General features: G+C 43.0%; 12 protein-coding genes and 1 pseudogene. 3 read left to right on the top strand and 10 right to left on the bottom strand.

What is annotated here, in order from left to right:
* Nucleotides 1-20 precede the first annotated feature (20 nt).
* The 3 genes from ODOSP_RS12750 to ODOSP_RS12740 all read right to left on the bottom strand — a co-directional run bounded on the left by ODOSP_RS12750 (nucleotide 21) and on the right by ODOSP_RS12740 (nucleotide 3,177).
* Entirely contained in the window at nucleotides 21-1,058 is a 1,038-nt protein-coding gene (locus ODOSP_RS12750; RefSeq protein ID WP_013612711.1) for an efflux RND transporter periplasmic adaptor subunit, read from the bottom strand.
* 73 nt (nucleotides 1,059-1,131) lie between these two features.
* Nucleotides 1,132-2,430: a TolC family protein gene (locus ODOSP_RS12745; RefSeq protein WP_013612710.1), complete on the bottom strand. Its 1,299-nt coding sequence runs from the start codon at nucleotides 2,428-2,430 to the stop codon at nucleotides 1,132-1,134.
* Between the two features lie 99 nt (nucleotides 2,431-2,529).
* Nucleotides 2,530-3,177 (bottom strand): TetR/AcrR family transcriptional regulator, encoded by a 648-nt coding sequence (locus ODOSP_RS12740; RefSeq protein WP_013612709.1) that lies wholly within the window; start codon nucleotides 3,175-3,177, stop codon nucleotides 2,530-2,532.
* 191 nt (nucleotides 3,178-3,368) lie between these two features.
* Between ODOSP_RS12740 and dnaG the strand changes: the two genes are divergently transcribed.
* Complete coding sequence (dnaG, locus tag ODOSP_RS12735) at nucleotides 3,369-5,306, top strand: DNA primase (RefSeq protein ID WP_013612708.1); 1,938 nt, start codon at nucleotides 3,369-3,371, stop codon at nucleotides 5,304-5,306.
* A gap of 131 nt (nucleotides 5,307-5,437) precedes the next feature.
* Here dnaG and ODOSP_RS12730 read toward each other — a convergent pair whose 3' ends face one another.
* On the bottom strand, nucleotides 5,438-5,959 hold the full coding sequence (locus ODOSP_RS12730; RefSeq protein ID WP_041556801.1) for a hypothetical protein: 522 nt from the start codon (nucleotides 5,957-5,959) through the stop codon (nucleotides 5,438-5,440).
* A gap of 82 nt (nucleotides 5,960-6,041) precedes the next feature.
* Between ODOSP_RS12730 and ODOSP_RS12725 the strand changes: the two are divergent.
* Both ODOSP_RS12725 and ODOSP_RS19950 read left to right on the top strand, forming a co-directional pair.
* Nucleotides 6,042-6,532 (top strand): annotated as a pseudogene (locus tag ODOSP_RS12725) (transposase); the annotation flags it as partial.
* Between the two features lie 570 nt (nucleotides 6,533-7,102).
* On the top strand, nucleotides 7,103-7,261 hold the full coding sequence (locus ODOSP_RS19950; RefSeq protein ID WP_013612706.1) for a hypothetical protein: 159 nt from the start codon (nucleotides 7,103-7,105) through the stop codon (nucleotides 7,259-7,261).
* Here the strand turns inward: ODOSP_RS19950 and ODOSP_RS12715 are convergent.
* The 6 genes from ODOSP_RS12715 to ODOSP_RS12690 all read right to left on the bottom strand — a co-directional run bounded on the left by ODOSP_RS12715 (nucleotide 7,228) and on the right by ODOSP_RS12690 (nucleotide 21,801).
* A complete protein-coding gene (locus ODOSP_RS12715; RefSeq protein WP_013612705.1) occupies nucleotides 7,228-7,929 on the bottom strand; it encodes a hypothetical protein in 702 nt (233 codons plus the stop codon). The two genes, ODOSP_RS19950 and ODOSP_RS12715, sit on opposite strands and share 34 nt — an antisense overlap.
* Before the next feature lie 12 nt (nucleotides 7,930-7,941).
* A complete protein-coding gene (locus ODOSP_RS12710; protein ID WP_013612704.1) occupies nucleotides 7,942-12,687 on the bottom strand; it encodes an efflux RND transporter permease subunit in 4,746 nt (1,581 codons plus the stop codon).
* A gap of 46 nt (nucleotides 12,688-12,733) precedes the next feature.
* The gene (locus ODOSP_RS12705) at nucleotides 12,734-15,823 is read right to left on the bottom strand and encodes an efflux RND transporter permease subunit (RefSeq protein WP_095074702.1); all 3,090 of its coding nucleotides are present in this window, start codon (nucleotides 15,821-15,823) and stop codon (nucleotides 12,734-12,736) included.
* Between the two features lie 62 nt (nucleotides 15,824-15,885).
* On the bottom strand, nucleotides 15,886-16,944 hold the full coding sequence (locus ODOSP_RS12700) for an efflux RND transporter periplasmic adaptor subunit (protein WP_013612702.1): 1,059 nt from the start codon (nucleotides 16,942-16,944) through the stop codon (nucleotides 15,886-15,888).
* Between the two features lie 42 nt (nucleotides 16,945-16,986).
* Nucleotides 16,987-18,450, bottom strand: a complete 1,464-nt coding sequence (locus ODOSP_RS12695; RefSeq protein WP_013612701.1) for a TolC family protein — start codon at nucleotides 18,448-18,450, stop codon at nucleotides 16,987-16,989.
* 30 nt (nucleotides 18,451-18,480) lie between these two features.
* Nucleotides 18,481-21,801 carry a golvesin C-terminal-like domain-containing protein gene (locus ODOSP_RS12690; RefSeq protein WP_013612700.1) on the bottom strand — a complete coding sequence of 1,107 codons (3,321 nt, stop codon included), beginning with the start codon at nucleotides 21,799-21,801 and terminating at the stop codon, nucleotides 18,481-18,483.
* Between the last annotated feature and the right edge of the window lie 10 nt (nucleotides 21,802-21,811).

Raw genomic sequence — 21,811 nt, 5'->3', positions numbered from 1 at the left:
ATTTATTTGATGTATTTATCTTATTGAGTGATAGTAATGGGTGAACCGTCGATAACACGTCCCTGACCGACAACGATCAATTCGTCTCCTTCCTGGATTTCGTCGCTGATCAATTCGATCTTATCTTCAAAACGCTTCCCTAAATTCACGGATACTCTTTTGGCTTTACCGTCTTTGTTGATGAATACGTAGCGGTCATTCGCACCCTGAAGTTTCAACACAGCGATAGCAGGAACAACAACGGTTTCGGTATTTCCGATAAAGAAATTGATGGTTCCGTACATACCGGGACGTAATGCTTCGTCATCGTTCGGAATCTTCACTTCAACGGTGAAAGTTCTCGAAGCCGGATCGATCGTCGGATAAACGATACTTACCTGTCCTTCGAATATCCGGTCGGGGTAAAGGCTACTTTTCAATTCTACTTTCGTGCCTTTCTTTACCGATAAGAAATATTGTTCCGAAAGATTTACGTAGGCTTTCAGGGGATTGATTTTTTCAATTGCAATGATCGATGGTTTGGAAGCACCACCGAAAGCAGCTCCTGTATATACTTCTCCGTTTTCGAAATATTTTCCGGTCACTACTCCGTTGAAAGGAGCCAACATCCGGGTATTTTCTTTCAGGAAGTCTACGTTCGATTTAGCTACCTCATATTGGGTCACTGCAGCATCGTAGGCTTGCTTACTGATACTCTGAGTTTCATTCAGCATTTTAGCCCGGTTGTATTCGGTTTCCAGATTTTTTAACTGGACTTCGGCTTGTTGCAGATTCGTCCGGTCCATTTCGACTAATAATTGTCCTTTTTTAATCCGGTCCCCAACTTCTACATAGATTTTTTCAATACGTCCGGTAGCTGCAGGTGCATAATACACTTGCTCGTCTGCCTGTAAATTTGCTGTGTAGTCCAGGGTACGGGCAATGTTTTCTTTTTCCAGTTTTTGAACTTTCACCGGGATAGCTTCAACTACGCTGGTATCTTTGTCAGAATCTTTCTTTCCTGAACAACCGGCTAATACAGCAATCGCGAGGGTAGATAAAATTACGTTCTTTATCATTGTTTTCAATATTTAATTTGTTTCTTTTTCAATTACAGAGCTAAAAGATCGCTTTCCGACTATTCACTCCTGATTATTTTAGCTCGTTATACAGTTTCTCCAGTTGAGTTTGTGCCTGTAATAATGTTAAACAAGCCGAAGTATAGTTGTTTTCTGCGGTCAGGTAATTATTGTTGGCCTGGGTCAGATCTAAACTGGATACGGCTCCGGCATTGTATTTATACTGGTAATTTTCCAGCACTTTCCGGGCAACCTGAATATTCTCACTTTGCAGGTTATAATCTTCCAAAGCATTTTTCAGGGCGAATTTATATTGCTCTTCCTGTAAGTTCAATTGATCCGCCAATAAACTCTTGTTCAGCGTGGTTTGTTCCAGCGTGATTTTCTCCTGATCGAGCTGCGCTTTACGTTGCAGACCTGAAAAAATAGGAATACTCATCGTAATGGTAGCTGAATGTTTCGGACTGAAATCCAAGCTAGGTTTCAGGATTTTATAGGTGTAACCGTAGTTTGCAGAGATCGTCGGTGAATAAGCCCATTTTTTCAATCCTACCATTTTCTTTTGTAATTCCTCCTGGGTCTCCATCAGTTTGTATTGGGCATTCTGGTTGATATCGAATTCCTGGCCGGCCAGTTTCAGGAAATTACCGACTTCCAGAAAATTATCCAGTTGATCGGCCAGGGTGATCGGAGTCCCGGCTTGTAAACCCAGTTGCAGGCGCAATAAATTATAGTTTACGTCTACTGTCCGTTGCATAGCCAGAAGGCTGTTTTTCAACTGTCCGACAGTGATGCGGATCTGATCGACGTCTGTCGGCTCGGCAGTACCTGCTGCCAGCATATTTTCGGTATGACGCTGTATCTGGCTCATATTTTCCAGGTTCTGCTTTACGATTTCCATCAGGCGTTCGCTCACCAGGATGGTATAATACGAATTATAAACCGTTTCTTTAATATCCAATTCGGTTACATCCACTTGCTGAGAAGCAATCAGTTTAGCAATCTTACTGGTTTGTATTCCCAATATCCATTCACCACTGAATAGCAGTTGGTTAACGGTAACCCCGACGCTCGACTGGTCTTTCAGTACGGTAGACGATTCCGATCCAGGGAAACTCATCTTATATCTGAAATTGGTGCTATAGTTCAGATCGCCGTTGATTTGAGGCAAACCTTGAGAAATGGCTTCTGTCACCATTTTATTTCTCAATTCGATATTCATTTGGGATGCCTGTAGTTCTTTGTTGTGCTCTACGGCAAAATTTACCGCTTGTTCTAGCGTCAGACGCTGGGGATCATTCGGTGTGGTCTGGGCTTGCAGCAAACACGGAATGAGAATCGCAACAAAAATGATTAATACTCCTCTTTTCATTCTCTTTAATTATTAGATTTTTGATTTTGATTATACACGTTTATATCCCGAAATTCAGCTAAACAGCATAGCTCCTGGGAAAGTTAGATCTGTTCTTTTTCATGGCTTAGTTGTTTTTTCATGAGGTTTATTATAAAGTAAATGTTCCAATTCATGCATCCCTTGGGGAGTCGCGAAACTGCGGATAATATTTTCTACAATCGTAGAGACGATCGTAGAAATCGGATATTTCAATTCACTGATCATTTCCGGCTCACCGATGAGAGACATTTGCTTTACAAACAGGTAGACCTGGATCTCACGATTGATATCAGACCGGAAATAACCATCCCGTATCCCTTTGTCGATCACTTCGTTAAATAAATTTTGGATAAAAATCTGATCTTTGTTATTTACTCGTTGATAAACATCCGGATGGTATTTCTTTAAATCGAATAAATTCGCCGGCATCCTGCTGTTGAAGCTCCGGATGATATGGTCTCTGATCGTCAACATGATCTCTACAGAATTATGTTGTTTCAGTTCTTCGATATCCTTCTGTGTACGGTAATTATTTCTACGGTGCATCATGATCTGTTCGACAAGATCGTCTTTATTACTGAAATATTGGTATAAAGTTTTTTTCGAGATCTTGAGATGCGAACAGATATCGTCCATTGAAGTACTTCTTAAGCCATATTTTAAAAATAACTCAGAAATATTTTCTAATAGTTCTTCTCTTGCCCGATTAAATTCGCTTTCTGTCATGATAAAATTAAATTTGCACATGAAAACGTTTTGAATATATATCGTTTCCATGGGACGCAAAAGTACAAATATTGTGCCAAAGCGTGATTGTAATGTAGTTAAAATACTGTGAAATATAATAAATAGAAAAACCTTTTACTTTTTACCTTTTACCTTTTATCTTTTTCCTTTTTACCTCTTACCTTTGTACTATGATTGATCAAGCGACGATACAGAAGATTTTCGATGCTGCAGATATTTACGAAGTGATTTCCGACTTTGTAAGTCTGAAGAAGAGAGGGGTGAATTATGTGGGCTGTTGTCCTTTTCATAATGAAAAAACAGGTTCTTTTACGGTCTCCCCGTCGAAGGGTATTTATAAATGCTTCGGATGCGGGAAAGGCGGGAATGCGGTGAATTTCATTATGGAACACGAACAATTGTCTTATGTCGAGGCTCTGCGTTGGCTGGCGGCTAAATATAATATTATCATCGAAGAAAAAGAGCTTTCGGAACACGAAAAGCAAGAGAAGAGCGAGCGGGAAAGTATGCTGATCGTGACCAATTATGCCGAAGAATTTTTCGTACAGCAACTGTTGCATACCGATGAAGGGAAATCGGTGGGGTTGGGGTATTTTCGTCGTCGGGGATTGGATGATCGGACGATCGAGAAATTCGGTTTGGGGTATTGTCCCGAAGCTTGGGACGGTTTCACGAAAGCAGCTTTAGAAAAAGGATATAAAAAAGAGTTTTTGGTAAAAACGGGACTGACCATAGAATCGGAACGCGGACTGTTCGATCGTTTCCGTGCCAGGGTGATGTTCCCGATTCGTGATTTGGCCGGTAAGATCATTGCTTTCGGTGGCCGGATTATGACCAACGATAAGAAAAGTGCCAAATACCTCAACTCTCCGGAGTCTGAGATTTACCACAAGAGCCGTACGCTGTACGGGATCTATTTTGCCAAGAAAAGTATTGTACAGCACAATCGTTGTTATTTGGTAGAGGGATATCTCGATGTGATCTCTTTTCACCAAAAGGGGATAGAAAATACCGTGGCTTCTTCGGGTACTTCTCTGACGATCGAACAAATCCGTCTGATCCGCCGTTTGACCCCGAATGTAACGATCATCTATGACGGTGATGCTGCGGGAATAAAAGCGTCTCTACGCGGGATCGACCTGGTACTCGAAGAGGGATTGAATGTCCGTGTCGTGTCCTTGCCCGACGGCGAGGACCCCGATTCCTATGCGCAGGCGCATACTGCCGAAGAAGTGTTGGAGTATATCTCCGGGCATGAAACGGATTTTATTCATTTCAAGACAAAATTATTGTTGACACAAGCGGGTAGTGATCCGATAGAAAGAGCGAAGTTGATTACAGATATCGTCAGGAGTATTTCGTTGATTCCCGATACGATCACCCGTTCGGTATATGTTCAGGAGACTGCGAACCAAATGAAGGTGGAAGAAAAGCTCCTTTACAATGAGATCGCCCGTATCCGGAAAGAAAAAGTCGGCGATCCGACCCCTTTGCCCTATAAATCGCCCACTCAACAGCCCCCTCGGGTGACTCTGACTCCGGCCAAGACTGTTCAGGTGACGCCTTGCGACACCGAAGAAATGGTGTTGGTGCGTTATTTGTTGCTCTTCGGAGGACAGGAGCTTTACGAAGAAGAGCGTGACGGGATGCCTTATTCGGTTACTGTCGGGGAATATATCATTCACGAACTGGCTGAGGACGAACTGGAAATGTTGAATCCCCGTTTGAGAGAAATTCAGAATGAATACCGGAAGAATTATCGGAATCCCGGATTTATCCCTTCTAAGTATTTTATCGGCAACCCGGATGTGTCGATTTGTGAACTTGTCGCGGATATTCTGAGCGAACCCTATGAATTGAGTAAACTTTGGACCCTGAAAGATTCCTCGATGCGGACCGAAGAGATGATGCTCGACGAACTATTGCCTAAAATTGTAGATAATTATAAGATGCGCCGGGTAGAAATCCTTTGCCGCGAGGCTGACGAGAAGATTCTGGAATTTCAAAATGCAGGCGATATGGAACGGCTTGTCGAATGGATTAAGAAAAAGAATGCTATGATTAAAGTCCGCTCCAGAATCAATGAGAAATTGAAAAGGACGATTTAGCAAAACAACTGTGGTTGATCCAGGGACATTCCTAAAATATTAGGAAATTAGTCGACTGATTCATGTGTAAATTATTGCGAATTAGTTGACTTTTTTATCTTTAGGTAGGGATATTTACTGAATATCCCGATCTATCGATTTACTTTTTTACCAAAAAAATTATGATTAATAGAAACGCCATCTGTACTGGAAGATACGTTACGAAATTCCCAATTAAATTCTCCTGTGTGATTATCTAAAGCATATAACCAATCATATTCATAATTACCATTATTTTCTCCAATTACACCTAATCCATTTGCACCATTATGGTGTCCCCATACCTCATCATAAATCATAAAAGACCAAAAGAAAATGGAAATATTTACATGTGTTATAGATTTTATGTTAGCAGTGCCACTTTGGAAATAACAATGACTATTAGCTGCCATTGAAGCTAACAATACATTTCTTTCTGTTGTTCCTCCATCTTCGCTTGAAGTTTTTAAACGTGGGGAAAGAATATTTAAATTATTTGTCGTATTATGTTTTGTGAATATATAACTTGTGTGAGAAGCTGAATATGTAGTTGGGAATGGATATTGCAAATTTATTTCAAGTGAATCATTTTCTGCTTGCTCTATAACTTTATTTACATCTATGAGATTTGCCAATAAATCTTCGTAGGCTTCCTGGCATACTTTTAATGAATCTATAGCAGAACAGTTATTTTTTGTAAAGATAAGCTTGTTATTTATTGCTTTAACATATTCTTTTTTGGCCAGTCAAATAGAGTCTTTGGAATCTGAACTTGCAGACCTGGCTTCGTCAGAGTTTGACAGGCAGATTAAACTTCTTACATCCATCAAAGAAATTGGTATCACTTTGGCTACGGCCTTGATTGTCGCTACCGGAGGATTCTCCTATTTCGATAACGCAAAGCAAATTTCCCGTTTTATCGGAATATGCCCGACATACCAGCAATCCGGAACATCCGTGCACATCAAAGGTGGGATAAACCGTAACGGGGATGTGAGCCTGCGTTCACTGCTATATGTCGCCTCGTGGTCGGCATTACGTGGTAACACAACCTGTAAAGAGTGCTACACACGATTGAAAGCCAACGGAAACCTTCCAAGGTGGCTCTTATTACTGTTGCAAACAAGCTCGTCAGGCAAGCATTTGCCGTAATCAAATCAGACTCTCCTTATGTGGATGGATTTGTATCTACCCGGCAAACAAAATAGCTTATGGTGGAGTTTTTTCTCTCATTTTACTTGCAGATTAATATAGTTCGTTACTTATTCGTCTCCGGTGTTCGTGTTATCACTGCATGGAAAACGAACTGTGACCTAAAAAGTATAAACTTCTATCAAACAGATGTTTTTCTGATACTTTATGCATTAGAGATTAATTTAATAATCAGTATTTTATAGAAATAATCCGATCTAATAATCCAGGTATTCGTACTCCGGTCAGGGTGGCCTGCCCTTTCATTCAATAAAACTTTCCTTCTTTGCCCTGTAGTGCTGACGGAAGATGGAGGGTTTTGTGGCGGAAGACCATTGGAGCAGGAACGAGTGTCCGGTTAGGTTTTCCGAACGCCCGACCGGTGGTGTCTGACGAACATAGTGAGGAGTTCCGCCGGTCAGTGAAGGAAAGCCTTACCGGACCGTTCCAGGCGAACCGGTCTGACGGCACAAAACCCGGAATCGGAATAGAAAGAAAAAATAAACCTACGTTTATAACGTGTTAATATGTATATAACTGCCTAAATATTTAGGGACATTTACTGAATATCCTCAGTTAACGGAAAAATGAGAAGGGTTGGGGATGGGGAATGGCGGTTGACGAACCGGGAGGCGCTGGATATGCCCCTTTGGGGGTGGGAGAAATATATCTCGGATACGGGTGGATATTTCTCCTGGGCGGACTCGGTGAGTCAGATGAACTTTTCCCGGTTTTGTGTCTTGTAAAGTCCTACCAATAAGAATATGAAGGAAGAGAGTAAGATAATCAATCGGTTGTCGAACAGGGTGTTATAAAAAATTTGCGGATTTTTATCCAAGGGGACGTCAAAGGGGTTCAAAAATACATTCCATTTGCTGACGTCCAGAATTTTACTCGATGCGAACAGCAATAAACCGATAATGATAATCATTACTGCCGTACCGTTGCCATTCCGGATGAGTGTACTGAGCATAAAACACAGTAAACCGATGAAAAGCGCAGGTACCATACTTTGCAAAGCGAGTTGCAGGGGAGGTACCTCTACAACCAGCCAGTCGGTGACGGCAGCTAAAAGCAAAGTGATGATAAAACAAATCATATAGGCGATCAAAAGCCGGAATAGCCAGATTTTATACCGATAGTTCGGAATACCGAAAATGATTTCTATGATTTTGGCATCCTGGTCGTTCTGTATACCGAAACAGGTCGGATAGAAGATCAATAGGATAGAAGGCACTAATAACATACTGTATCCGGTAGCCATCGTAATCTCCGAATCCGAAATAAGATTTAACCCCACCGTCAGGATATAAAAACCGACGGCACTGAGAATAAAATACATAAACTTATTGCCGAAGATAATCTTTATATTATACCGGGCGAGTTTTGCTATAGGAGTGATGTAATATTTCATGGCTTTACAAGTCTATTGAGTGATGATATTTTCATGATTAGCTAATTTTACATTCCTCAACAACCACAGATACGAGTCTTCCAGTAGAGGAGAAGTATGTACGGCATTGGGAACCGGTTGGGTCTCCGACAGACACCTGACTTTGATATTCTCTCCGTTCCGGATATGATGTACCAATAACAGGTCGGAAGGCAATTTTACAAATTCCCGGGCCGGAATTTCGAAAGTCCATGTCACATCTTTAGCAATTTCCACCATTTCGGAAGGAGTTCCGTGATATTTCAACGACCCTTTGTTGATAACACCCACCTGGTTACAGGAACTGGCGATATCCTCGATAATGTGGGTAGAGAAAATAACGATCCGGTTGCGCGACAATTCTACCAAAAGATTTCTGAAACGGATTCTTTCCCGGGGGTCCAATCCGGCAGTCGGTTCATCGACAACCAGAATGCGGGGCAGGTTCAGCAAAGTCTGTGCAATTCCGATCCGTTGTTTCATACCTCCTGAGAAACCTCCGATCTTTTTATCTTTGTTTTCATACATATGAACCGCTTCGAGCACTTCTGTGATCCGTTTGCTCCGGGTTTTGGGATTATAAATTCCTTTCAGGAGAGCCTGATATTCCAAAAACTCCCAGGAGGTCAGGTTTTCGTAAGTACCGAATTCCTGAGGCAGATAACCGATCAATCCCTGCAATTCTTCCCGTTTTTTCTGGGTATCGATGCCATTGATGAATATTTTTCCATAGCTCTGCTCGAATATGCCGCAGATGATACGCATAAGGGTGGTTTTACCTGCACCGTTAGGTCCTAACAAACCGAACATACCGGTATGGATCTCCATTGAGACGGCGTTCAAGGCTTTGAACGGTTTTTTCTTATATCCGATCATCGGAATTTTTGTGGCGATCTTATATACTCCTTTTTTCAATTCCCTGAACCGACCGTCGATCATATCGATGTTGATATTGTATTTATGGATCCGGTCCGATAAATAGCGGGCAACTATAGCGACATACCAAAGGAGACCGAGTAAAATAGCCATGCCGGAATCCGAGAATTTTATAGAAGCCCATATGAGCGTAAACAAGGGCGAAAAGTAATAAATGAAGATTCCGCATACCCGTATACACCAGCTCAAGCTTTTGATTTTATGAGCTTTAAAATATTCACCTCCGATGGCAATCAATTTTGTCAGCAACATCCAGGTGCAGACGGCAAAAATGATGGCCCAGAAGGTCAATGTTTGATAGAAATAGGTGAAATAAATCAGGAAGCCGGTGATAGGTAACATCCATACCAAAGGTTTTAAATCCGACCATTGCCGGTATTCTTCCTTTAATCCCAGCCGTTCCCGTACACGTTGGCCGGATTGCCATTCCCGTTGAAATTCATTGGGACGGCCGTAGATCTTCACCAGATTACGGATTGAAATATGGATTTCCTGATCCGGAGGGATAATCCGGCTGTTGGCCTGACGCAGACTAGTCTCCATAAACCAGGTGGCTGCCGGTATCAGTATAATGGCTCCGACAAAGTAACCCAATTGCCATATCAGCGAGTCGGTTATCATCACTATACCGATGACTGCCAGGATCAAAAGGGTGAGTTGAATAATCTTCAGGGTTAAACTCTGGGTACGCAGCCGATGAAGTGCTTCTTCCAAACCGGAATATAGGGTGGGGATAATCACCAGGGTCAATAATGTACTCATGGTCAATCCTCCGATCACCGTGATGGCGAAAGGAGCTCCGAGTCCTGATACAAATTCTCCTTGTCCCATGGCTAACGGGAACATGGCCACGATGGTGGTGATGGCTGTGATCAGGATAGGACGTACCCTCGAGATTCCGGCGATGATGAGGGCTCGCGGTTTACGGTTACCCTGTCGCCGCAATTGCGAAGTGTAGTCGATCAGGATGATACTGTTGTTGACGACGATACCGATCAGGATAATGACACCGATCAATACATTGGCATTCATCAACGAATTGCTGGTAAACAATAAGGCCAGTAAGGAACCGATGGCAGCCAGGGGAATAGCGAACATCAATACGATCGGGGCTGTAAGTGATTCGAAAACAGACGCCAGGATCATGTAAATGATCACAAAAGCAGCCAGAATCAGAAAAGTGAATTCGCTGGTTTCGTCCTCTTCATGTACCACCTCGACAGCGATGCCGGTAGGAATATCGGTATTCTGCACCAGTTCGTCTATCTCTGTCCTTGCGGCTTCCAGAATATTCTTCGATTCGTTTACATCGGAATTGAACCGGTAGTTCACCGTGATTTCTTTATCCTGGTTGACCCGGTTTATGTTTCCTTGTCCCCGGGTAAGGTTGATATTACTGAAGCTACGTAATTCGGTAAGGGAATTATTCGTGTTGGTGACTTGCATATTGCGCAAGTCTTCCAGCGTACGTACCGGATCCTGGTTTTCTTCTTCTTTTTTCTCGGCTAGCCGTTTGTCTTTGATGATGATATCGTACTCCTGATCTCCCGCTTTGTATTTGATCGAAGTCGTATTTTGGGGGGCGAAATTATTGAGCTCGGTGACGACATTATTCGGAGTTACATCATTGATTCCCATCAGATATTGGTCGAACATGATCCTGGCTTCGGGTTTTCCCCGGGATGAGCTGACCGATGAATAGCTGATATTGTCCAATTCTTCCAATTGGAATTTGAGCAACTCGGCCAGGTTAGCCATTTTTTCGAAATCCTGGCCCTTGATGACAATTTTTTCCGTTTGGGTACCCATACCCATTTTTTTCATCAGTTGGTCGGCACCTCCCATGAGTGAACTGCCACCACCCCGGAAGTTCTCGCTGCTCTCGATAGCTTCGAGGCTGATATCGCTGACTCTTAACCCATCGGAGAGGGATAGAATCGTACTCTTGAGTTCGTTCAGTGTTTTTTTGTTGATCTTTTCGAAGTCCTCTTTTAGTTTGATGGTGACACTGGCATCCGTGGAATAGATCTTTGTACTGTATTGTTCGATTTCCTGGATATCGTTCAAGCGTTCTTCATAAGCTTTTATTGTTTCGTCTGTCCGGTTGAGGGTATTCCCATTGGGGAAAGTCATATAGACATTGAACGTATCGGCTTCGATTTCTTTTAACGTATTCATGGTCAGTGTCAAAGATAAAGCTACCGTGACGATCAATACCAATATCGCAGTAAATACGACTGCTGCCGGTTTGCGCAGGCACATTTTCAGTAAAGCGATATAAATCTGTACCGGCCGGCTATGAATCGATAATGTACTGAAATTTACCCGGTCGCCCTGGCCTTTCATGAATTGATTGACGGCCATAGGGATCAGTAGCAAAGCCACGACCAACGACAGGATAAGAGTCGTGATGATCGACACGCCGATATGTTCACCGATCAGCTTCAGGATAAAATCGTCTGAAAACAGGAAAGGAAGAAATACAGTGATCGTAGTCAGAGTGGCGGCGATAACCGCTTTGGCCACCTCCTGAGTGCCCCTTACCGCTGCTTCCTGACTATTGACTCCGATCGCACGCAACCGGAAGATATTCTCCATGACGACGACCGAATTATCCAACAACATGCCCACAGCGAGGGCTATACCCGTTAAAGTCAGTGTATTGATACTGATACCGAAAAAGTAAAAGAAATAAAAAGCAGAGAATACCGAAATGGGGATTGCCACGGCAATGAAAGTGACGATCTTGAAGTTTCGCAAAAACAGGTAGAGAATGAAAATAGCCAGAATCGCTCCGGTCAAACCCAGATTGATGATGGTGTTGATGTTTTCACTCATCGTTTCGGCTGTGTCCGTATCGACTTTGATAGAAACTCCTTTGGTAGCCAGTTCTTCATTCAACTGGGCGATTTCTTCCCGTACCCGCTGTGAAAGATCGATGATATTGACCAGCGGAGATTTGGAAATAACACAGGTGATAACTTCTTTCCCATTCACCCGCGAATAGGATTCTTCTTCTTTAATGCCGAAATTGATGTCGGCGATGTCTTTCAACAATACCGGACCTTCGGATACAACGATGTTTCCCAGGTCTTCTGTCGCGAGATATTCTGCCGTAACGTTGACAAAAAAACGTTTGTTATCCTGAAATACCGAACCGGCGAAGGTCTTTTCAGACATATTCTTGCCGATCAGTGAGCTGACTTGTGATGCGGTGATATTGAGCGCTTTGCATTTTTCATCGTCGAGAAGGATTTCGATGCTCTTCTGACGTCCGCCCATGACCGTGACCGAGGCTATTCCATCCGTACTTTCAAGGATGGGAGCAATGTCGATATCGGTGATATTCCGGACATAATCGACATCGTCGTCTCCCAGAATCTGTAGAGTCATAAACTGATCACTGGCCATTCCGCTACCGGCTTTATTGACCTGGATGGTGAAGTCTTCCGGAATACTTTTGGTGATCGCTTTGATTTTTTCTTCCAGCTTCAGGTAAGCATATTTGACATTTGTATTTTTGGTAAAGGAAACAGTGATACGGGCGTTCCTATTGGAAATCAATGTCGTTATATCCTCGACGCCTTCCAGGCCGCTGATTACGCCTTCTACCGGAATAGCTGCCTGACTCTCGATGTACTTCGGATCCAGCTCGGTCTTGGTGGAAATAGTTACATTCAGGGAGGGGAACTCCGCATCCGGATATAATTCCATCAGTAAGTACCTGTACGAAAACAACCCCATCATGGTCAAACCGATGAAGATCATCGAAATCAGTACTTTACGATTTATTAGTTTGTTCATTTTTTCTTATTTAGAATCAAAAATGTCAAAAGCTCGAAAATGCCTTTCAAATCTTCTCTACGTTTTTGACTTTTTTGTCAAAAATGTAGTAAACACACGGGATCACTACTAATGTCATCAGGGTAGAAGTGAACAGACCGCCGATCACCGCCAAAGCCATAGGGGATCGCAGTGAAGCACCCTCTCCGAATCCGAAACACATCGGCAATAAAGCCAGGATAGTAGTCAGACTGGTCATGATGATCGGGCGGATACGCTGTTGGGCAGCTCCTTTTATGGCCTCTGTCAGAGCGAATCCTTCTGCCTTGAGCCTGTTGGCTGCATCTACCAGTAAGATGGAGTTGTTGACGGCTATACCTGCCAGCATGATGATACCGATAAAAGCCATCATATTCAAAGAGGCTCCGGCTAGCAAAAATGCGTAAATACAGCCTACTCCGGCCAACGGGATCGTCAGCAAGATGGTAAACGGATGACGCAAGGATTCGAATTGAGAAGCCATCACCATATATACCAATACGATAGATAGTATCAGAGCAAAGGACAAACCTTGAAACGATTCGGCCCGTTTCTCTTCTTCTCCGGTAATTTGTGCTGAATATTTAGCAGGGAATTGGATATCTTTCAACTGTGCTTTGATTTCCGGAGTGACACTGCCTAATGTATAGCCCTTTTCGAGCATTGCGGTGACTTTACCGATCCGGTTTTGGTTGCTACGGTTGATTTCTTTCGGAGCTGTCGTAATCGAAACCTCTGCAATCTCACCCAGACGATATTTCTTTTCTCCTTGTACGATTTCAACATTTTGCAATTCATCGAGCGATACTTCCGGTACTTTGATTTCGATATCGATCGGTTCACCTTCGGATTCGAAATTGCTGGCCGTCTTCCCGTTCAGCTTTTCTTTTATCTGACTGGCCACCGAAGCGATATCTACCCCGTAAATCCCGCTTTTCAACCGGTCGATAGAGATGTTGACTTCCGGAGCTCCTTGTTCCATAGAAGTTTTGATATCGTAGAGTCCGGGGATAGAGGCTATTTTCTCCTTCACCTCCGTGCTGAGTTCGTCGATCATTTCCAGTTCCTCCCCTTTAATCTCGATAATTACAGGAGCTCCTTCCGTTCCGAGGATGCTTTGTAAGGCAGATTGTTCCTTTTCGAACGATATTTCCACGCCCTCGGGAATCGTGTAATTATGACTCAGATTACTGATAATATAATCTGCATCGGCTTTGGCTTTGTTTTTCAATTTGACTTTTACCTCTGCCTGATTTTCGCCTTCGAGTTTCCCGCTAGTCGTTTGGCTTTCGGTTGTTGTCGAAGGTCCAACCTGAGTAAAAATCCATTCCAGATCGTCTCCTGCCAACTCTATAATCATATTTTCGATGGTAGCGGCCGCATTATCCGTGCTTTGCAGACGGGTTCCCGGCTCCAGAGTGATGTAAGTCGAAAATTCCCGGGAATCTGCTTTAGGCATAAATTCTTTATCGATCAACGGGAGCAGCAGGTAACTTCCGATCATGACCACTAACGCGGTCAGGACGACAGCGTACCGGTGTTTCAAAAGTTTACCGACAAACTGACCGTATCCTTTGATTTTTAAAGAAGCCTGATTTTTGGCAGGTGCTTTCACATATTGTGAAGCTAACATCGGGATTAACAATACCGCAACAAAAAGAGAAGACAATAGAGAGAACGAAACGGTCCAGGCCTGTTCTTTAAAAAGTTCTCCGGCAGCTCCCTGGATGTAAACGATAGGTAAGAATACCACTATGGTCGTGAGGGTTGAAGACGTGATAGCCCCTGAAACTTCCGAAGCTCCTTTGATAGCCGCTTCCTTGGGGGAAAGGCCGTTTTCCAGATTCCGGAAAATATTCTCCATGACAACAATGGCATTATCGATCAACATACCGGCTCCCAGGGCTAATCCCCCCAGTGTCATGATATTGATCGTCAATCCGTTGAAGTACATCAAATTGAACGTAGCGATGATGGACACCGGAATAGAAACACTGACGATCAAGGTTGTATTGATGCGGCGCAGGAAAACGTACAATACCAGCATGGCCAATAAAATACCCATAACGGCAGAATCCTTGACCTCCCCGATCGAAGCTCCGATAAAATCTCCCTGGTTACTGATGACGTGAAATTCATAACCGGGCATACTTTTCTGCAATTCTTCCAGTTTGGCAGTGATATTTTCAACTGCCTTCACCGTATTGTATTTATTCTCTTTGTAGACACTGATACTCAGACTACGTTCGGCATCGTAGCGCACCAGATTTTCAGGATCTTTATTTTTTAATTCGATTTTGGCAACATCTTTCAGGTATACCGGAGCTTTCACGGTAGAGCTGTTCCCCGACTCGGTGTCGGTACTACCGGGGGTTTTGAAAGCAACGATAATATTCCCGATGTCTTCCAGGTCTTTTAATAAATTCACCCCTTTTACCGTATATTGGATGTCGTCGTTTACAATGGTACCTCCCGAAACATTCCGGTTCATACTTTCTATTTTCGACGCGATCGTTTCGGCAGTCAGGTTGAAAGCTTCCAGCATATAAGAGTCGGTTTTGACCTCCACAAAAGCATTTTCCTGGCCGTTGAGTCGGATATCGGCCACACCTTCCAGTCTGACCAGTTCGCTCCGCATATAGTTTTCTGCTATTTTCCGGAGTTCGTTCATATCCTTGATTTCTTTATGGCTCATGGAAATGATCATGACCGGCGTGGCATTGGCATCGTAGCGGGAAACATTCAGGGAAGTGATTTCTTCGTCCTGAGCGATTTGAGACATGCTGCGTTGCAAATCCAAAAAGGCGGCATCCATATCCTGATCCCAGTCGTATTCCACCGTAATCGTGGCTCCTCCTACCTTACTGCTGCTACTGACGTCTTTCACACCTTCCTGGCGTGCTGCCATAGCTTCTATTTTTTCTACAAACTGTTTTTCGATCTCTTCAGGTGGACGCTCACCGGCTTGCAAATCGATATATAAAGCCGGATTTTTTAAATCGGGAAATAAATCTGTTCCCAATTTATTGTATGATATGATTCCTAGCAGACATACCCCCAGTGTGATCATTAATACACTGACCGGGTATTTTACTGCAAATTTTGTAATTCCCATAATTTAATCGTTTACCAATTTGGACGTTTACCGACAAAGAATTTTTCAGACTGTCGTGAATACAGTTACTTCATCACTTTTACTTTGCTCCGGTTACGTAACCATTCGTAACCTTTCACGACGATCTTGTCCCCGGCTTTGAGTCCTTTTTCTACTTCGATGTATTTATCGTCACTGATACCGGTATGGATGACTTTTTCTTCGGCACTGTTTCTGTCGACCGTATATACTAATTTACCTCCCCGGCGGTTTTTAATGATATCTTTGGGAATAGAGATGACAGAGTCTTTCCGTACTGTGACGATATCTGCTTTGGCGAACATACCCGGACGAAGTTTTAAATCCGGGTTATCGATTTCGATATACCCCGAGAAGGTACGGGTTTCTTCGTTGATGGCCGGAGATAACTGAGTCAGTATGCCTCTTAAAGTATCCGATTTGATATTGTAATTGGTGATATGTACTTGCTGTCCGATTCTCAGTTTGGTCAATGTGTTTTCAGGGAATTGGGTTTCTACATACATTTTACTATAATCCATCAGGCCGACCATCACACTACCGGAAGCGACTTCTACCCCCGGAGTATAGTAGGGAAGATTGACGATAACTCCTTTGAACGGAGCTTTGATACTCAGTTTTTCTAAAGTGATATAACCGTTTTCCAAGGCTAACTTCGCATTGATATAAGAGTTTTCAGCGTTGTTTACGTCTTTTTCGGTTGCTCCGCCTTTCTCGAGCAGGATTTTCTGACCTTCCCATTCCTTCTCGGTGATCTGGATTTGTAATTTCTTACTTTCCAACTGCACGTTGTTTTCATATTCCTTATTTTCCAGACGGATGATGACGGCTCCGGCTTCGACGATGTCACCCAGCTGATAAGGACGACCGGTTTTCGGATTTTTCTGTAAGTAGTAAGCTCCGTTGGTTTCCGATTTTATTTCTATCGTTTTAGCTGCCTTTGCTGTTCCGGTTGTTGTAATATATTCCTCAATGTTTCTGAGTTGTACGTCCTCGACCCATACTGGGGTAGTGGCTTCAGAAGAGTTATTTCCCTGATTGTTATTACAGGAAAACGACATGAATCCTAACATAACAGCTCCCAGGATTTTAAAATTCTTATTCATGATTATCGTGATTTTACTTGTTAACGGACTTATAGGGTTATTTTATTTCAATAGATCTACAGGTAAATAACTTTTATGGGTTTCAAAATCCCAAAGGGTTTGGATTTTCAGGTTCAAGAGCTCGATTTTGTAGCTGATAATAGCGCTCGTATAATCTTGTTTGGCAGTAGTCAACTGGTTTTGGAACTGTTGTAAGTCCATACCGGTCAGATTACCGTTGCGATATTTTTCCAGATTGATTTCATAGGTACGTTCCGCATTTTCAATGCTTTTCTTTTTGATTTCGATTTGACGGATCAGCGTCGGCAGGTTACGGCAAATCTGGCGGACATCGATGACAATCTCTTTTTTCTGTTCTTCGAGGCTGATTTCGTCCGATTCCATAGCCAGTTGGCTGGATTTTACTTTTGCCTTTTTAGCCCCCCAATCGAAGATCGGAATGGTGAGGGTTACGCCAACCTCTTCGTTGTCGGTGGGCTTGTCGTACATATTTTTTACTTTTCCAGCCAGGGCATCCATACCTACCCGGACACTTAAATCACCTTTGAATTCGCTTTCTGCTTTTGTCCGGATAATCGAAAATACATCCTGTTCCAGGGTAATCTGTTTTTGGCGGATTTCCATGCGTTGATCCAGGGCGTATTTAACTGCATCGTTAATATTGACATCGACTGTCGGAATATTATTGTCGAACAGTATCGCGATATCTTCATCCAGCGACATTCCCAGTAAAAGCTTGAAATTGTCTTTCGCATTTTCAAAACTGATCTCTTTCGAATATACAGTGGATTCACTGTTCGCCAGATTGACTTCCGCCTGATAAAGTTCTTCTTTGGCTAACAGCCCGGCTTCGACCTTATTTTTGATGATATCGTAGTTTTGTTTCTGGTTGTTGTATTCATCCCGGGAGATGTTCAGATCCTTTTGTTTTTGATATACATCGTAAAATTGGCTGGTGACGTTTTTTTCGATACTTAATTGTTGGAGGGCATAACTGATTTTGGCATTTTCGAGTGCATATTCCAGTTCTTTGAGCTGCATCTTTGTCCTGTTATAAGTGAACAAAGGCTGCGAAATACGTAAAGACAGATTATGCTTGAAGGAGGTATTGTTGCCACCGGAAGTCCTGTTGGAAGCGTCCTGCCAGGAAAAGTCATTATATAGAGAGATGGTTCCGTCTGTCCATTTTATGGGTTGCGTGATACCGAATGAAGCCGATGACATTTTGGTCTCGTTGGCATACCATTTACTGTTGAAATTATCGTATTGGTTGTTACGGGTATACCTGAAAGGAGTGACATCCAATGAAAATTGTGATTTCAGGGAAGCATCCTGAGCTTTTAGATTCAATTGACGTTGCTCGAGGCTGAGTTTGCTTTGAATCAGTGAAGGACTGTGTTCGAAAGCCGTGTTCAATGCTTTTTCGAGTGTAAGTACTTCCTGTGCATGCGCACTATATAACCCGCTGAGGGTTAAAAGACCGAGGACCAAAGTTTGTTTAAGCATATTGTCTGCGTTTATCGGGTTATTCGTTTATTATTCTTCTGTGGCTGTAAATTTAACGGCGTCTGCAATGACGTAATCTCCGGAAACTTTATCTGTCAAAGTGATGATGACTTCTCCTTGAGGTAGATAGAAATTCCCGATCGAAACCCATCCTTCGGTTTCTTCATCCAGGTCCAGTGTCACCGATTCTTTCTCTTTATCGTATTGGATGGTATAAGTCTGATTACGTTCCTCTTTGTGACGACCGCGGCGTCTGTCCATAAAAAACATTCTGCCCGACATTTTTGCATTCCAGATGGACACCTCGTAGTAACCGTCTTTAGGGATTTCCGTTTTCCATTCTACGGCATTGGCCCCACTGCCTTTATTTTTATAAACCGCAGAGTTTATCGTTTCACCGTAGCAATAGTCGGCGGCTATGGCCGTCCATTGGGAAGGCATCCACCAGGGCATAAAATTCTTATACTTTTCGTCATCTTTTTTCTTGAAAAGATCCTTCAGTTTATGCCGGTTATTCGAGGCGATCGTCCTGAATCCCGGATCCTCATTGTCGATAATGATTTCATTCGGATTCGGCTTGAAGACATCCGGGTTTATCGGATAAATTCCCGAAGTAGTATCGCTGATCGTATTGTCGATTTTAGAAAAATTGAAATTATGCGATGTCGGTAGGTTGTGTGAAATATTGGTATTTATCGAAATATTGGCCGGACGCTCGTCACTGATAATCTTGATTTCCCGGGCTTCTCCGGCCGGAATAATGTAATTTTTCTTCTCCGTTTCAAAACTCATACCGCCTCCCCGCCGCATACCGCCTCCTCCGCCTTGCATGACTTCCGTACTGATGATAGCATCTATGTCGGAGGGATTGTTGACCTTGAATTTAATTTGGTATTTGGTAAACTCATCCAACACAATTTGATTGGCATCCACATCCTTGATATAGATGGTCGGGGTATGGGAGGCCGTATACCAGGTGTCGATAAAATCGGACAACCGAATCCCGAACCTCTTCTCTATTTCGTATCGGAGTGTATCGAACGGTATATTCTGGAACTGACGGCTAGTAAAAAATGCCTTTAGGAATTGATTGAAATCTTCCTGTGTGATCCGGGAAGTGATATAGTTATTCAATGCTGCACTTTTCAATTTCAGCAATTCATAGAAAATTTCCGGCTTCAGTTCGGTATCTCCGATCGCTGTCTCGAAACTATGTGATTCCAGATAGAGGTTGGCTCGCTGTTTGTCGTTGATGATACCTCCCCAGAAACGGAAGCCCTGATCGGAAGAAGTATTCATCATGTTGTTGACTGCGATGTCGATTACCGGATATTCGGGAGAGCTGATGTAGTTCGTATGTCCGAACAACATCGGAGTGATATTGGATTTATTGATCAGTTTATTGTCCGGATTCCAGCCATTTTGGCTGTTTTCGGAGGTTAAAGAGCTCACGAAACGATTGAAGAGGGAAATATTTTGTTCCATCTCGTCCATAGGGCCTCCATGCCGTCCCCATTCATTCATCCGTCTTCTTTCTGCCTCAAAATCCTGGCCTAGAGAAATTCCTCGTTCCGGGACGAAGAGGATTTCAGGCATGACATATTCGGTATAACCTTTCCAGTTACGGGCATAAGTGGCAAATTGTACCGGGGTTTCGGCTAAGACAAATTTTCCGAAAGGATAATCCCGGTCTTTCTCTATTTCCAGGCTGTTTTTTACTTCCCGAATGACTCCGGGCAAGGTATCGGATAAGGGTTCGAAGTATTTTGAAAAATAATCGTGGCCTTTAAAGTAATAGATCTCGTAATCCGTGGAATCTACCCGTAAAGCCTTTTTATCATAGTCGGCGATGGTTAGACTGATTCCGGGCAAGGCGGTGGCGTTCGTAAAGGTGATTGCCGGGCCGTCGATCTTACTTTTGCCTTGTGACAAAACGGTCTTGTCGCCTTCATAATGAACGGTAAGTGTATAGTCTGTGAAATTCTTCCTGACATTGTACGGAGCTCCCGGGTTAACGGGGGCGATGGTTACCGGATACCAGATACATTCGGGAGTCAATAGGGTAAAGGTATTACTCAGCCATGCATAACGTTTACCGAAACGCCAGAATACCTGCGGGACTTTAGTATCCAGGTAATCTTCTGTCAGGACATCGGTATAACAAATGTTTTCACTGATTTTCCCTTCATAGTTGATCGTCAACGTAAGCTCTTCTTGCTGCTGGATGGGTTGATCTACTTCGATAACCTGGTGATCTCTTCGGAAGAGCAGGTTTTTCCCGGCCATTTCTACAGAGGTAACCGTTAGCTCCGGATTAAGGTAAAAAATAATTTTATCCAGAGGCTTTGCATTGTTATTGGCTACTTTTACCGTACTCTTTCCTGCTAGTCTGTATCCTTGAGGAGTAACCGAAATATCGTTGACCAGCAAGTCGACATGCGGGACATCTGCATATTTATCGAATGTCATGATGTACTGATGACGGAGATCGAGCTGATGATTATAATGCAGGATGTATAACAATCCTCCGAGACAGGCTGCCAATAGAAATAGTGAGCTAAAAGTATATACGACAGCTATTTTCCACGGTTTGTGAGGCAGACGTTTCACCAGAGCGATGGTCATGCTGATCAGGCCGATTCCTGCCAGTAGATAAGAAAACCGCTGGAGTAAAAAAAGCCGGAGATCGGCATGTCCCGTGACATCTGAAAATATGGCCGGGATATTTACTCCGAAGAAATCGAATACCCCATATAACGTATCGGTCAGGTAAAAGAAAACAGTGCCGATAATTCCCAGCATTACGATGAAAGTGACCGCCTGATTTTTAAGGATGCACATGGCCGTAAAGGATAAACCCAGGACAAACAACAGGGAAGGTACCGAAATCGTCAATAAATAGAATAGATATGGAAACAGATCGAACGGAGATTTATTGATCAGTATGTTTAAAAAAGCCGTAAATAATAAGGTGATAATGTTCAGTGTAATGAAAACCTTTACAATACCCCAGGTCTTACCGACAATATAGTCGGCATTACTCATCGGCCGGACATAGATGACTTCGGCGGTATCGAGTTTTTTGTCTCTTTTCAGGAAGCTGCCGGCCAGAAATACGACGATGACCGATTGAGCGATATTATAAAAATAAGTGTTACAGAATGGCATCAGTGAAGAAACGGCGATTCTCGGCCAAAGATTATCCATCCGGTTGACGATACCGGTTTGATAACCCAACATAATGGCAGAGATGAATAGCAGCGCGAGTATGGCAAAAATACGAAACAACCAGCTTCGTTTCACCAGTTTTACTTCGTATCGGGCAATAACATTTATATGGTTTAAATTCATATCAAAACAT

Source organism: Odoribacter splanchnicus DSM 20712, assembly GCF_000190535.1.
In the GTDB taxonomy this organism is placed as follows: Bacteria; Bacteroidota; Bacteroidia; order Bacteroidales; family Marinifilaceae; genus Odoribacter; species Odoribacter splanchnicus.
Note: the sequence above shows the minus strand (reverse complement) of the source record. Positions and strands in the feature narration are given on the sequence as shown.

Bases quoted from the DNA above. Each gene is read 5' to 3' on its own strand.
- ODOSP_RS12745 (WP_013612710.1), bottom strand. From the start codon at position 2,430: ATGAAAAGAGGAGTATTAATCATTTTTGTTGCGATTCTCATTCCGTGT.
- dnaG (WP_013612708.1), top strand. From the start codon at position 3,369: ATGATTGATCAAGCGACGATACAGAAGATTTTCGATGCTGCAGATATT.
- ODOSP_RS12695 (WP_013612701.1), bottom strand. From the start codon at position 18,450: ATGCTTAAACAAACTTTGGTCCTCGGTCTTTTAACCCTCAGCGGGTTA.
- ODOSP_RS12750 (WP_013612711.1), bottom strand. From the start codon at position 1,058: ATGATAAAGAACGTAATTTTATCTACCCTCGCGATTGCTGTATTAGCC.
- ODOSP_RS12710 (WP_013612704.1), bottom strand. From the start codon at position 12,687: ATGAACAAACTAATAAATCGTAAAGTACTGATTTCGATGATCTTCATC.
- ODOSP_RS12715 (WP_013612705.1), bottom strand. From the start codon at position 7,929: ATGAAATATTACATCACTCCTATAGCAAAACTCGCCCGGTATAATATA.
- ODOSP_RS12690 (WP_013612700.1), bottom strand. From the start codon at position 21,801: ATGAATTTAAACCATATAAATGTTATTGCCCGATACGAAGTAAAACTG.
- ODOSP_RS12740 (WP_013612709.1), bottom strand. From the start codon at position 3,177: ATGACAGAAAGCGAATTTAATCGGGCAAGAGAAGAACTATTAGAAAAT.
- ODOSP_RS19950 (WP_013612706.1), top strand. From the start codon at position 7,103: ATGAGAAGGGTTGGGGATGGGGAATGGCGGTTGACGAACCGGGAGGCG.
- ODOSP_RS12700 (WP_013612702.1), bottom strand. From the start codon at position 16,944: ATGAATAAGAATTTTAAAATCCTGGGAGCTGTTATGTTAGGATTCATG.